The 12584-nt window shown below is 38.6% G+C and carries 12 protein-coding genes; all 12 read left to right on the top strand.

Going from position 1 to position 12584, the window contains the following annotated elements:
- Positions 1–7: 7 nt before the first annotated feature.
- The 12 genes from JFL75_RS13110 to JFL75_RS13055 all read left to right on the top strand — a co-directional run bounded on the left by JFL75_RS13110 (position 8) and on the right by JFL75_RS13055 (position 12577).
- Entirely contained in the window at positions 8–808 is an 801-nt protein-coding gene (locus JFL75_RS13110) for a glycosyltransferase (protein WP_223292843.1), read from the top strand.
- Positions 805–1512, top strand: a complete 708-nt coding sequence (locus JFL75_RS13105) for a glycosyltransferase family 32 protein (RefSeq protein ID WP_215627122.1) — start codon at positions 805–807, stop codon at positions 1510–1512. The genes JFL75_RS13110 and JFL75_RS13105 overlap by 4 nt, the downstream gene beginning before the upstream one ends.
- A gap of 26 nt (positions 1513–1538) precedes the next feature.
- Entirely contained in the window at positions 1539–2261 is a 723-nt protein-coding gene (locus tag JFL75_RS13100) for a WecB/TagA/CpsF family glycosyltransferase (RefSeq protein WP_215627121.1), read from the top strand.
- Between the two features lie 44 nt (positions 2262–2305).
- On the top strand, positions 2306–3400 hold the full coding sequence (gmd, locus tag JFL75_RS13095) for a GDP-mannose 4,6-dehydratase (protein WP_215627120.1): 1095 nt from the start codon (positions 2306–2308) through the stop codon (positions 3398–3400).
- A 9-nt stretch (positions 3401–3409) separates the two neighbouring features.
- Entirely contained in the window at positions 3410–4390 is a 981-nt protein-coding gene (locus JFL75_RS13090; protein ID WP_215627119.1) for a GDP-L-fucose synthase family protein, read from the top strand.
- 58 nt (positions 4391–4448) lie between these two features.
- The gene (locus tag JFL75_RS13085; protein WP_215627118.1) at positions 4449–5387 is read left to right on the top strand and encodes a hypothetical protein; all 939 of its coding nucleotides are present in this window, start codon (positions 4449–4451) and stop codon (positions 5385–5387) included.
- The gene (locus JFL75_RS13080) at positions 5384–6070 is read left to right on the top strand and encodes an ABC transporter ATP-binding protein (RefSeq protein WP_215627117.1); all 687 of its coding nucleotides are present in this window, start codon (positions 5384–5386) and stop codon (positions 6068–6070) included. Before JFL75_RS13085 ends, JFL75_RS13080 begins: the two co-directional genes overlap by 4 nt.
- Positions 6071–6264: 194 nt before the next feature.
- Positions 6265–7521, top strand: a complete 1257-nt coding sequence (locus tag JFL75_RS13075) for an ABC transporter permease (RefSeq protein ID WP_215627116.1) — start codon at positions 6265–6267, stop codon at positions 7519–7521.
- A 3-nt stretch (positions 7522–7524) separates the two neighbouring features.
- Positions 7525–8835, top strand: coding sequence for an ABC transporter permease (locus tag JFL75_RS13070; RefSeq protein WP_215627115.1), 1311 nt, complete (start codon positions 7525–7527; stop codon positions 8833–8835).
- A gap of 2 nt (positions 8836–8837) precedes the next feature.
- Positions 8838–9599 (top strand): outer membrane lipoprotein-sorting protein, encoded by a 762-nt coding sequence (locus JFL75_RS13065; protein ID WP_215627114.1) that lies wholly within the window; start codon positions 8838–8840, stop codon positions 9597–9599.
- Positions 9599–10900, top strand: a complete 1302-nt coding sequence (locus JFL75_RS13060; RefSeq protein ID WP_215627113.1) for a hypothetical protein — start codon at positions 9599–9601, stop codon at positions 10898–10900. The genes JFL75_RS13065 and JFL75_RS13060 overlap by 1 nt, the downstream gene beginning before the upstream one ends.
- A gap of 30 nt (positions 10901–10930) precedes the next feature.
- On the top strand, positions 10931–12577 hold the full coding sequence (locus JFL75_RS13055; protein WP_215627112.1) for a capsule assembly Wzi family protein: 1647 nt from the start codon (positions 10931–10933) through the stop codon (positions 12575–12577).
- Positions 12578–12584: the final 7 nt, after the last annotated feature.

Here is a 12584-nt window from a genome sequence, read left to right as displayed (position 1 = left end):
GGGAAAAATGGTTAGTATTATTACTGTTGTTCGAAATGATTATTCTGGATTACAGGAAACGATTTTAAGTATTAAAGCTCAGACATTTAAGGATTATGAATTTATTGTTATTGATGGAAAGAGCAGCGATAATACCACTGATTTACTTAAACAATACAAAGATATTATTTCTATTGGTATTTCCGAAACAGATAATGGTATATATGATGCAATGAATAAGGGTTTGATAGTTTCAACAGGGAGGTGGATTGTTTTCCTGAATGCTGGTGATACTTTCTACGATGAGGCTAGCTTATCAAAACTCTTTATTGACTATTCAGAAACAGTAAAAAACTCTGACGCTATTTTTTGTTCATTTTATGTAGAAAGCTATTGGGGTGATTTTGAAAAAAAAGTTTACTCTGAAAAGAACTTGTGGAAGGGCTTTTGTCACCAAGCAACATATATACGTAATGACACCTATAAAAAAATAGGTTTGTATGACACGCGATATAAATCTGCTGCCGATTTTAATTTGATATACAAAATATTAGAAGACCCTGATTTTAAAAAAGATTCTTTTTCCGAAATTATGGCTACTGTCTCATATAATTTAAATTCCTTTTCCGCACAACATAGTATTTTATCTCGTTTTGAAGTAGTAAAAACGGTTCTCCTGGAAAGTAAAAAACTTAGCCATGTATTTTTCCGATTACCATTGGTCTCAGGAAGGTTGATAGTAAATATTTTTTCTGTTTTGATAGCAAAGTTATTTCCAAATTTTATAAATTTTATGCGAAAGATTCGTGATCGTGGGGGAAAAAATTGATACCAGAAAAAGTCCATTACTGTTGGCTTTCAGGATCTGAATATGATTTGAAAACTAAAAAATGTTTGGAATCATGGAAAAAAAATCTAAAAAATTATGATTTTTTTCTTTGGACAATGCAGAATTTGCCAATTGAAGTAATTAATTCTGAGTCTTTTCAATATTTCGTGAGAAAAAAATTATGGGCATTTGCTGCGGATTATGTCAGGATTTGGGCTTTAAAGGAGTTTGGTGGTATTTATTTAGATATGGATGTTGAAGTTTTAAAGGATTTTAGACCATTGCTCGAAAAAGAAACAAGTTTAATTATTGGTATTGAAGGCACAAATATCGGAGGGCATTTTATAGCAGCGATTCCAAATAATATTTTTATTGATAAGGTTTTTACAATTCTAAAATCAAAAACAAATTTGATGCCTTTGCCTGTAGTAATGCGGCAAGCTTTCGATGAATGGGGAGAGAAATTAATACCTATCGAAAAAGAAGACTTGTTATTATTGCCTGCAGAGTACTTTAATCCCTTTTTATGGGATGAAGAAAAAAAAAGCGGGGAATTAAAAACCACTAAGAATACATATTGTATTCACTGGTATAGGGGCTCATGGATACCAAGATATAAAAAAAACTTTTTATATAAAAAACTTGTCTTTTTCTTGGATAAGATGGGAATCATAAGTATTTTACGAAAAATTCGTGGTTTTTGAATCAAGTAATTTTATGAAAAAATAATATGAATTTGTCTTTTAAAGAATTGTTTAATATTTTTCTAGCTAAGCAGCCTGAGGCGAATAAAGATTTTTTACCTGATGGTACAAAATATATTACCTTTTTAAATCCCTTTACTCTTGAAAAGAGTCTTGGTGCAAATATTGATTATAATAAATTTACTTTTATTGCTTCTGATGGTTTTTTTATAAAGAAATTAGTTTGGATTTTTTTAAAAAAACGTATAATACGATACTCCTTTGATTTTACATCTGTAGCAACTAATGTCTTTGCGTATATGAATCGTAATAAAAAAACGATTTTTATTTTAGGATCAACTGAAGAATCACTCACTAAATTTGTTTCAATTTATAGTATAAAGTATCCTGATAGCAAAGTTGTTTTTTATTGTAATGGCTTTATAGATATTAATGATAGATTTATTTTAAATATTATTAATACCATTAAACCAGATGTAATTTTAATAGGCATGGGTGCGAGAAAACAGGATGAAGTCGCAGTTAGATTTATTAATAAAAAGTATTTAGGAGTAATATACACATGTGGTGGTTTTATTCACCAGACCTCAATGAATGAAATATTTTATCCGTCCTATATAAATAAATATAATTTGCGTTTTTTATATAGAATAATAAAAGAACCAAAAGTAATAAAGCGAATACTCTTATTTTATCCTAAATTTTTATTTCATTTTATTTTTTCTTTCCTTAAAAAGGATATAGAATAATATGAAACCATAAGAAGTTAAGTAATTTCAGGAGAGATTATTTCATGACTACTAAAAAGAAAGCACTAATTACAGGAATAACTGGTCAGGATGGAGCTTATCTTTCTGAGTTTTTGTTAAAAAAAGGGTACGAGGTTCATGGTGTGAAACGACGTGTTTCAAGTTTCAATACACAGCGTATTGATCATCTTTACCAAGATCCCCATGCAAATAATAAAAATTTTTTTCTTCATTATGGTGATTTAACTGACACATCAAATTTAGTACGTATTTTACAACAGGTACAACCTGATGAAATATATAACCTTGGCGCGCAAAGCCATGTTAAAGTCTCCTTTGAGGTTCCCGAATATACGGCAGATGTTGATGGACTTGGAACTCTTCGCTTCCTGGAAGCGATCCGTATATTAGGGATGGATAAGAAAGTCCGTTTTTATCAAGCATCAACTTCCGAACTTTATGGCAAGGTTCAGGAGTTGCCTCAAGATGAATTAACCCCATTCTATCCCCGTAGTCCTTATGCATGTGCAAAATTATTTGCATATTGGATAACAGTAAATTATAGAGAAAGTTACGGGATTTATGCGTGTAACGGAATATTATTTAATCATGAAAGTCCAATTCGTGGAGAAACCTTTGTAACTCGTAAAATTACTCGTGCAGTAGCAAGAATAAAATTAGGATTACAAGAAAAATTATTTATTGGAAATATTGATTCAAAACGCGATTGGGGGTACGCTGGTGATTATGTAGAAGTAATGTGGATGATGCTTCAACAAGAAACGGCAGATGATTATGTTATAGCTACAGGGATAACAACAACTGTGAGAGATTTTATAACCATGGCTTTTTCTGAGGTAGAGATTAATATTACCTGGGATGGTTCTGGTATTAATGAAAGGGGAATTGAAACCTCAAGCGGAAAAATCCTTGTGGAAATTGATCCGAGATATTTCCGTCCTGCAGAAGTTGATATATTAATTGGTGACCCCACAAAAGCAAAGGAAAGATTAGGGTGGAAACCTAAAGTACAATTGCAGGATTTAGTTAAAATGATGGTAGAGAATGATATCTTGCATGCACAAAAAATAGTTCACCTGCAGAAAGGTGGATATAAAATAGAAAACTTTTTTGAATGAGATAAGAATATGAATAAAAATGCTAAAATTTATGTAGCTGGTCATACTGGGCTTGTCGGAAGTGCAATTATCAATAAATTGACTCTTTTGGGCTACAAAAGAATTATTACACGGTCGCATAAAGAATTAAATCTAATTAATCAAAATGATGTTAATGTTTTTTTTGAAAGTGAAAAACCAGACTTTGTTTTTTTAGCAGCGGCAAAAGTAGGCGGCATTTGGGCAAATTCTAATTTTCCCGGTGATTTTATATATGAGAATATGTTAATGGGATTTAATGTAATTCATGCATCATATATAAATAAAGTTAAGAAACTGATAAATTTAGGTTCTTCTTGTATTTACCCTAAATTAGCCCTACAGCCAATGAAAGAAGAGTACCTTTTGACCGGACCTTTAGAAAAAACCAATGATGCATATGCATTATCAAAAATAAGTGTTATTAAACTTTGTAGTGCCTATAATCATCAATATGGAACTAATTATCTTTCTGTGATGCCTACTAATCTTTATGGGCCTGGAGATAATTATGATGCTAATGAATCTCACGTATTACCTTCAATGATTCGAAAATTTCATGAAGCAAAAATCTCTGGTACCGATAAAGTTGTTTTGTGGGGAGATGGTTCGCCATTAAGAGAGTTTTTATTTAGTACTGATCTTGCTGATGCTGTTGTCTATTTAATGGAAAAATATAATGCATCTGATTTAAACAATGAAGCTGGAGATTTTATTAATCTTGGTAGCGGTATTGAATATTCAATCAAAAGACTTTCTGAAAAAATACGTGATATCGTATATGCTGATGTTCCAAACCGCAATTGTATTATTCAATGGGATAAAACAAAACCTAATGGTACGCCTCAAAAATTACTTGATATTTCTCGAGCATCAAAAATGGGAATAAATAATAAAACAAGTTTTGATGAAGGATTAAGAATTGCATATAATGATTTTATAAATAATGAAGTTGGTAAAAGTAAATTATAAGTTAATAATTTGGGTTTAAAAGAAAAAAACTATGAGAGATTTTTATTTGTGAGGTATTATGAAAGAAGAAAATAACAATGATGATTTCGGTCTGATTGATATTTTTGTTGTTTTATTACGTTACCGCGTGCTACTTGTAAGCGTTTCTCTTTCGTTATTTCTTCTTATTTTTTGTGGGTTTTTCTTTATACCAAAAAATCAATATGTTAGGGCATCAAAAAATCAATATATAGAAGGCACTATGACTATAGCAATAAACCCTGCTATTGTTGATGTCATATCGACAACGGAATTAGTAGCTATTTTTAATCAATCTGATATTCTTATAAATTCTTTTCTTGATATTGGTATTAAAGAGTATGAAATTGAAAAAAACATAGTTGCTTCTTTTGTTGATGAAATGCAATATGCAAGATCAGTTTTTTTGATTGAAAACAGGTTTATTAAAAATCTTGATATTGATGGGAAGCCTTTAAAAAACCCTGAAGATAAAATATTTTCTGTTACTATGGTTGCTGGTAATACAAATAATAATGAAAATAATGTTATAAAAATAATGTTCCGTGATAAGGATAAAGAAAAAGTTAGTGCTTTTCTATATGCTTTACATCAACATGGAGATGAATTAGTTTTTCAATCTATTTCTAATTCCTTGTATAGATATATTTTGAATTATGAACTAATGTTTAATATTTCTCATCCATCTGATTCTATCATAAAGATCTTAGAGAATGAATACAATAGGTATATTTTTTACAAGTCTATTTTCGATCAAGAATCATCAGCTGTTTTAATTGTTCAGGGACCATCAATAAAACAATTAGGCTTGGTATTAGAAAGTTATTCTAAAAAATATATCAAAGGAGGGGTTATTTTATTTCTTGGTTTTTTCATTATCACCTTATTAATAGCTTTTATACTAAATGCGATTAACAATATTAAAAATGATTCTAGGTCTATGAAGAAAATTTATTCTGCCTTGGGTAGGAATAAATGATTGTTGAACTGCGAAATTTGTGGAAAAGTTATTTCCTTGGAAAAACGGAAGTTCACGCATTGAAAGGTGTTAATCTATCTTTGGATAGCGGTGATTTTGTTGCTATTGCCGGACCTTCTGGTTCAGGAAAAACCACAATTATGAATATTACGGGACTCATTGACCATCCAACCAGTGGTAATGTTATAATAGAAGAAAAAGAGACTGCCGAATTAAAAAGAAATGAGCTAACCCGAATGCGTCAGGAAGTCATCGGTTTTGTTTTCCAGTCATTCAATCTGCTTCCGGTATTGGATGTATTTGAAAATGTTGAACTTCCGCTTCTTATAGGCAGAAACATGCTAACTAAATCCGAGCGGAAAGAATGGGTTGAACATCTTCTGGAACAGGTAGGCCTTTCTGATAGAAAGAATCATAAACCTTCGGAACTGTCCGGCGGGCAGCAGCAGAGGGTCGCTATTGCCCGGTCTCTGGTCAACCATCCGAGAATTGTTATAGCTGATGAGCCTACCGCGAATCTTGATTCCACAAACGGCGAACGGGTACTGGAACTTATGAAACGGGTTAACCAGGAAGATGGGACAACTTTTATTTTTTCCACCCATGATCCCAGTATATGGGAAATGGCTAACCATGTAATTTTTCTTCATGATGGCGCAATTGAATCGGAGCAGCGCCGATGACATGGCTTTTGGCCCTTCGGAATATAATAAGAAATAAGAAAAACAGTATTGTTGTTATCTTTCTTATCTTTGTGATAACCTTTCTGTTTTTTATCGGGAACAGTGTTTTAAGCCGTTCTGAGTTTGGACTCCGAAAGACTTTTACCGATAATATTACCGGAGACGCAGTAATCCAAAGATCCGGTGATGTAACCATGAATCTCTTTGGAGCCAATACTCCTATTGTTGATGAATTTTCTTCTATCCCCTCTCTCCCTGTCTATGATGCGATTATTGAATTACTTTCAGAAGTGCCTGAGATTCAGGGACTAACCAGCCAGGTTTCCAGCAAAGCGTATCTTGATGTATTAGGTCTGCGGGAGCCTGTTCTCCTGGCGGGAGTGGATGGAGATTCATATTTCCCAATTTTTCCGGGGATTCACTTGGTGGAAGGGGAATTTCTCAGATCCGGGGAATTCGGCGCCATGATCACAAAGGAACGGGCGGACCGTATTGAAACCCGAACCGGGACCAGGCCTTCTATAGGAATTCCCTTGCTTTTTACTTCCGCCGGCGGCATTGGATTTAAAATCAGGGAAGTTCCATTGGTTGGAATTTATTCCTATGAAAATCCCGGCCAATTTATGGAAGAAATTGTTCTTCTGGATCCTCAGACGGTAAGAACTCTGGCGTCAATTCAGGTTGCTTCCGCGGAAGTTGAGGTCAGCGATGATGCCTTGGGGTTACTGGGTGGTGACCTGGATGACCTTTTCGGTGATTATCTTCCGGGAACTGGAGAAAGTACCATATCCGGGGATGATCTCTTTTCCATAGATTCCCTTCAGTTATTTCTTAATGAATCCGTTCCCGAAGAAATTGCTGCTCCCGAAGGCGGGGATTGGAATTTTATTATAATCCGGTTTAACCAGGGGACAGTGCCTGAGAACGTTATAAGCAGATTGAATAAAATGCTGGAACCCTACGGCGCCATGGCTGTGGGATGGCGGATCGCCGCGGGAAACTCCGCCATATTGGTGCTGCTTATTCAGACTCTGTTTAACGCCGGCATTTTTCTCGTTAGTATCGCGGGGATTATCGCGGTGGTAAATATACTGCTGATTTCCGTTTTCCGGAGGACCAGAGAAATAGGAACCCTCAGAGCCATCGGCGCGTCCGACGGGTATATCCGCGGGCTTATTCTGAAAGAAAACTGTATGCTTTCGTTCCTTGCGGGAGTAATCGGCATTATAGCCGGGATTCTTTGCATAACTATTGTTAATCGATTGGAAATAATCATTCCGAATGCGCTGCTTGCTTCCCTTTTAGGAGGGACAATACTGACCATCGAATTCCTTCCTTCAGTGGCCGCTTTTTCTTTAGGGATTTCCTTGGTTTTGGGATTTCTCGCGTCTCTGTATCCCGTGGAAGCAGCTGTTCATATTGAGCCAGTGGTTGCGGTAGGGCAAGGATAACGGATGAAAGTTCTTAAAATATTTCAGCTGGCTCTTAAGTATCTGTACCGCTACCGCCGCCGCTATTTATTCCTGGCGGCGGCGCTGATCTTCGGCTTTGGCATTGTCACTTTCATCACCGCTCTTAAGGATGGTATGGCGGAGAATGTTTACAATTCCGCTCAGTCCCATTACGCTGGGGATATTGTAATAACTGGAGATGACCAAAGTTCTTTACAGAGAGCCTATATTAATTCTGCTGGAGTTGAAACAATTTTAAGCGCCATTGAAGAAACAGCGCTTAATCCTACCGAGATGGTGTTGCGCACTCATTCCGGAAACAAAGGTGTTGTATTTTTTAATGGGGAAGCTGTTCGTCTGAAATACGTTATCGGTGTAGACTGGGAAAATGAAGCCAGATTTTTCAAGAAATTGAATTATTCATTTCCTCCAATAAATGATTTGGAGGGGGATGATTCTATCATTCTTTCTATGCCTGTGGCTGAAGAGCTTGGAACCAGAATCGGTGACAGTCTGATCCTGGAGACGGAAACCCGAACCGGCCAGAAAAATACTGGGGTCTTCATTGTTCGGGCAATCGTGGAAGATACAAGTATTTTTGGCTATTACAAAGCGTATGTCTCCCGGCTAACCCTCAACAGGCTCCTCCGGTTTGGGGACAATGATTGTTCCGCTGTGGGACTTTTCTTTAGTGACCGGAGCAGGGTGGATGAAAAAAAGATAATCCTTCAGAATGCCCTTGAAGACAAATTGCAGATGGGGCCTCTTGTCTCAAACCGGGATGAGCTGGAACAGGAAAACAATCTTTCCTGGTCCGGAATTAAGTATATGATACTTACCATCCCGGTTTATCTTTCTGAAGTTTCAGAACTTCTGAATGCCATGGATATACTTACTTATTTTCTCTACATAATGATGCTGATGATAATCTTTGTTAGCGCTATGGTCACTTACCGTCTTATTCTCCATGAACGTATGAAAGAGGTCGGTACCATGCGGGCCATTGGGTTTTATGAAGTAGATATCCGTTTTCTCCTCACCATGGAAACGGTTTTTTTAGGGGTGATTTCGCTGGCGGCAGGTTTTATTCTTGCCAGGATCATTATATATTTTTCGGGGTTTCTTTCGTTCTCATGGTTTCCCAGTTTTGAAATTTTTATGAAAGAAGGCCGCCTCTCGGCCCGGTATATGCCCAGAACTATCTTTACCAATATTATCGCGGTTTTTTGTATCCTTTTTCCCGCTGTCTGGTTTCCATCATATAGGGCTTCCCGGTCACCTCTACCGAATATGTTATCCGGAGGTATGAAATAAACATGAGAATAAAACTGATAATCGGCATGCTGCTATGTATATATCCCTCTGTCTGGGCAATCAGCGACTTGGAACTGCTCAAGCAGGCTGACTCCCTGGCCAGTTATTACGATACGGATTTTTCCGCGGAGTATACCATTGTCCAGGATAAACCCGGACAGAGCCGGTCCACCACTGTAGCGGGGGTTTTCCGCCGGGATTCTCAGGACATGTATGTAATTGTTATCATGCAGCCCACCGTCAGCAAAGGCCAAGGTTACCTTAAACAGGGGAAGACTCTCTGGTTTTACGATCCTGAAAGCCGGCGTTTTAACACTACCAGCAGCCAGGACCGCTTCCAGAATACCAATGCCCGCAATTCCGACTTTACCAGGTCTACCCTGGCGGAGGATTACCGGATCGTATCCGGGGAGGACGAGATGCTTGGCCGTTTTAACTGCCGTGTTCTGTCCCTGGAAGGGTTAACCGATGAACTAACCTACCCCAAGATGAAAATCTGGATCAGCGAGGATGGGCTCGTCCGGAAAACGGAAGATTACAGCCTTTCCGGCCAGCTGCTCCGTACGTCGGCTTTTCCCGACTATCAGCAGATCGGACGCCGCTTAGTTCCCCGGAGAATTCTTTTTGTGGATACCCTCCGTGGTGCAACAATAAATGGAACATTCGTGAACGAAAAAACCCAGATCACCATTACAAAGCCGTCTTTTGAAAAGGTCCCCGATTCGGTCTACTCTAAAACTTTCCTTGAAACGGTTAACCGCTGATGACCCGCCCTGTCATAATTCTTTTTCTTCTCATCTTTCTCTTCTCTGGTCCTGCGATTTTTTCCCAGGAAGCGGGATCAGAGCTTTTTGAATTTGACTTTGATTCGCTTTTTGATGAACCGCCGCCTCTTCCAGAAGATGGATCATCGCCGGAAAAGGGTTCTTCCGAGCCGGCTGAACCTAGTGCGCTGCGTACCAATTTCCGGCCCCGGGGATTTTCGATCGACGCTTCATATTCTTTTATCGGCGGTTTTTCACCGGGCTTATCCGAAGTTCCCTGGGCCGACGCGGAACGGGATTCCGAATACTCCTATGTTCTGGGAATTGAGGCAAGCGCCGCTCTGGCCCTGGATTTCCAAATTTCAAATTCTATGCGGGTCCGGCAGGTAACAGGATTTTCTTTTCCGTCTCTTAATCTTGAAATCAAGGAATTTTTTCTGGATTATAATTTTTCTGAGAGGGTATTTGCCAGGGCAGGAAAGTTTACTGCGAACTGGGGTATTTCCCGGAACTATGAATTCGCCAACCTTCTTTCTCGCATACCTTCGGTAATCACGAGTCCCGGCGACCCCTATATGTTCAAACTGGATATTCCCATCGGTATAGGGGGAGCGCAGCTTATAGCTCTGACCCGGCGGGGGTTTATGGATTACGACGGGAACAGTGATCCAAGTTTTAAGGAAATCGGCTACGGCGGGAAATACAATCTTGCGTTTCGGCGCGCCGATATTGATCTCAGTGTTTTCTACCACGACCTTTTGCCGCTATATGGGGCGTTTTCCGTAAAAAGCACCCTTTTTAGAAAAACCGAAGTTTACGCCGAAGGTTTGATTTCTGTTTCCCATGAAAACTGGGATAACGTCCGGCTCTCCGGCAATATCGGATTCATACAGGATTTCCTCGCGGATAAACTTACCGTAAACGCCGAGTTTTTCTACAACGGTGAAAAAAACGCGCTCTGGTATGAGCCGGAAAATGATATAAAAGAAGCTGAAGTTTCGAGCCTGGTGGGCGGTATCAATACCGCGTTGAATGTTGTGTGGCGGCCGGTAAACTGGAAGAGTTTCCGGATCTATGGACGCTTCCTGTATGGGTATGAAGAAAATACCGGCTTATTTGTTCCGGGTATCAGTTTCAGCCCCTTTGAGAATATGACAGTGTACCTTATAGGAAATATAGCTCTCGGCAGTTATGATGGAACGTATTACCGGCAGAATGAGGACAAACGGAACCGCCCCTTCGGTGTAACCCTGGCGGTGCAGGTTTCCGGAAACTATCGGTACGGCTGGTATGAACATTAATTACCATATTTGATCAATGGATGTTTAAACATGAAAAAGTTTTGCTTTCTCTTTTTATTGCTGATACCTGCAGCAATAGCCGTATCCCAGGAAGCCCTGGTATCACAGACGGAACAGTATTACGATTTCCTTGCTCTGCAGGGTAAAGTCGAACGGCCGACTCTGAATTACAGAACACTTTCCGATTCCATATGGAATATAGAACCAGGTGTTACCCATATCTGGCAGGAAAACAATCTAGGAAAAACACACCGGTTTTTCAACGTTATTGATACCCGTATATACGGCCCGGAACTTTTTATGTCCGTTAACACTGCCGCTCCCTATGGCCAGAATGACGGCGCTTTATGGCAGGGAAAAGGATTTAACTCCAGCCTGACCGCCGGTGTCCGGTTTGAAGCCTATGGTATTGAAGCGACCTTTAAGCCACAGATAAGCTTCAGCCAGAATTTGTCATTTGATTACATGAAACCTAATTATTCTGGAGCTAACTATACTGACAAAGCAGAAATGTATGGATATTATGGGGTATCAAGCATCGATGCTCCCCAGCGCTTCGGGGATGAACCTTTCTTTACATTTGACTGGGGAGATTCCGAGATACGGTATTCTTGGAAAACACTTACGGTCGGATTCGGAACCCAGCCGATTTGGCTTGGCCCTGCGCAGATCAATCCTATTATACACTCAAATAACGCCGCTTCATATCCCAAATTGGATATCGGGTTGAGAAAACAATCCATAGATTTCTTAGGGATCCATTGGGGTGATATTGAAACCCGCGCGTGGTGGGGATATCTCAGTGAGTCCGATTATTTTGATAACGATTCCTCGAATGACCATAATTTGATTACTGGTTTCTCAATTGCTTATGGAGTGCCTTTCCTTCCCGGGCTAACTATCGGATTAAACCGGATTATGCTTTCAAAGTGGGATAATATGGATGCATCTGATATCTTTACCCTGCTGTGGCCGTTTATGGATACGGGTGCAGGGTCGGATGAAAGTGACCAGAGGGCATCGATTGTTCTGGATTATCTTTTACCTGCTGCAGGATTAAATATTTATCTTGAATGGGGGCGGAATGATTTCAGCCCGAGTTTAGACTATGTACTCCGATACCCTTTTCATACAGCAGGTTATACCATTGGAATAAAAAAATCCCTGAACATTTCCGATCGTTTTAAAGGTGAGATCCTTTTAGAAGTTACCAGTCTGGAATGTTCCCAAGATTATGATAGGTTGATAAGCTGGTCCTCAACTTTTTATGCACATCACATAATAACACAAGGTCATACCAATCGTGGACAATGGCTGGGAGCCGGTATCGGAACGGGTGGAAACAGCCAGTATATTGGATTTAAGCTGTATTACCCAAAAGGATATGGCCAGATATTCTTCCAGCGAAGGAATCCTGACCTCGATTACACAATGTTTATTGATTCAAAAGCTTATCCTGAGGACTTTAAAAATAATATATTTGTTGCTGAACGGAATATTAGACTGCTTCTTGATTTTGGAATTTCCGGTTTGTATTACATCACTGAGAATTTATCCGTTTTCGGACAGTTTGTTTTTGAAGATGAACATAATCCATTATATAATGGGAAATCAAATGGGGATTCAACCCATAGATTTAACTGCTCTTTTTCCGCGAGAGTTAAATATTCCTTTTAATTAGGAA

The organism is Breznakiella homolactica (assembly GCF_016616095.2).
Taxonomy (GTDB): domain Bacteria; phylum Spirochaetota; class Spirochaetia; order Treponematales; family Breznakiellaceae; genus Breznakiella; species Breznakiella homolactica.
The sequence above is the reverse complement of the archived record's forward strand: the minus strand, read 5'-3'. Positions and strand labels throughout refer to the sequence as shown.

Coding starts and splice junctions, on each gene's coding strand:
- JFL75_RS13110 (WP_223292843.1), top strand. CDS start 8: ATGGTTAGTATTATTACTGTTGTTCGAAATGATTATTCTGGATTACAG.
- JFL75_RS13100 (WP_215627121.1), top strand. CDS start 1,539: ATGAATTTGTCTTTTAAAGAATTGTTTAATATTTTTCTAGCTAAGCAG.
- gmd (WP_215627120.1), top strand. CDS start 2,306: ATGACTACTAAAAAGAAAGCACTAATTACAGGAATAACTGGTCAGGAT.
- JFL75_RS13090 (WP_215627119.1), top strand. CDS start 3,410: ATGAATAAAAATGCTAAAATTTATGTAGCTGGTCATACTGGGCTTGTC.
- JFL75_RS13085 (WP_215627118.1), top strand. CDS start 4,449: ATGAAAGAAGAAAATAACAATGATGATTTCGGTCTGATTGATATTTTT.
- JFL75_RS13080 (WP_215627117.1), top strand. CDS start 5,384: ATGATTGTTGAACTGCGAAATTTGTGGAAAAGTTATTTCCTTGGAAAA.
- JFL75_RS13075 (WP_215627116.1), top strand. CDS start 6,265: ATGAATCTCTTTGGAGCCAATACTCCTATTGTTGATGAATTTTCTTCT.
- JFL75_RS13070 (WP_215627115.1), top strand. CDS start 7,525: ATGAAAGTTCTTAAAATATTTCAGCTGGCTCTTAAGTATCTGTACCGC.
- JFL75_RS13065 (WP_215627114.1), top strand. CDS start 8,838: ATGAGAATAAAACTGATAATCGGCATGCTGCTATGTATATATCCCTCT.
- JFL75_RS13060 (WP_215627113.1), top strand. CDS start 9,599: ATGACCCGCCCTGTCATAATTCTTTTTCTTCTCATCTTTCTCTTCTCT.
- JFL75_RS13055 (WP_215627112.1), top strand. CDS start 10,931: ATGAAAAAGTTTTGCTTTCTCTTTTTATTGCTGATACCTGCAGCAATA.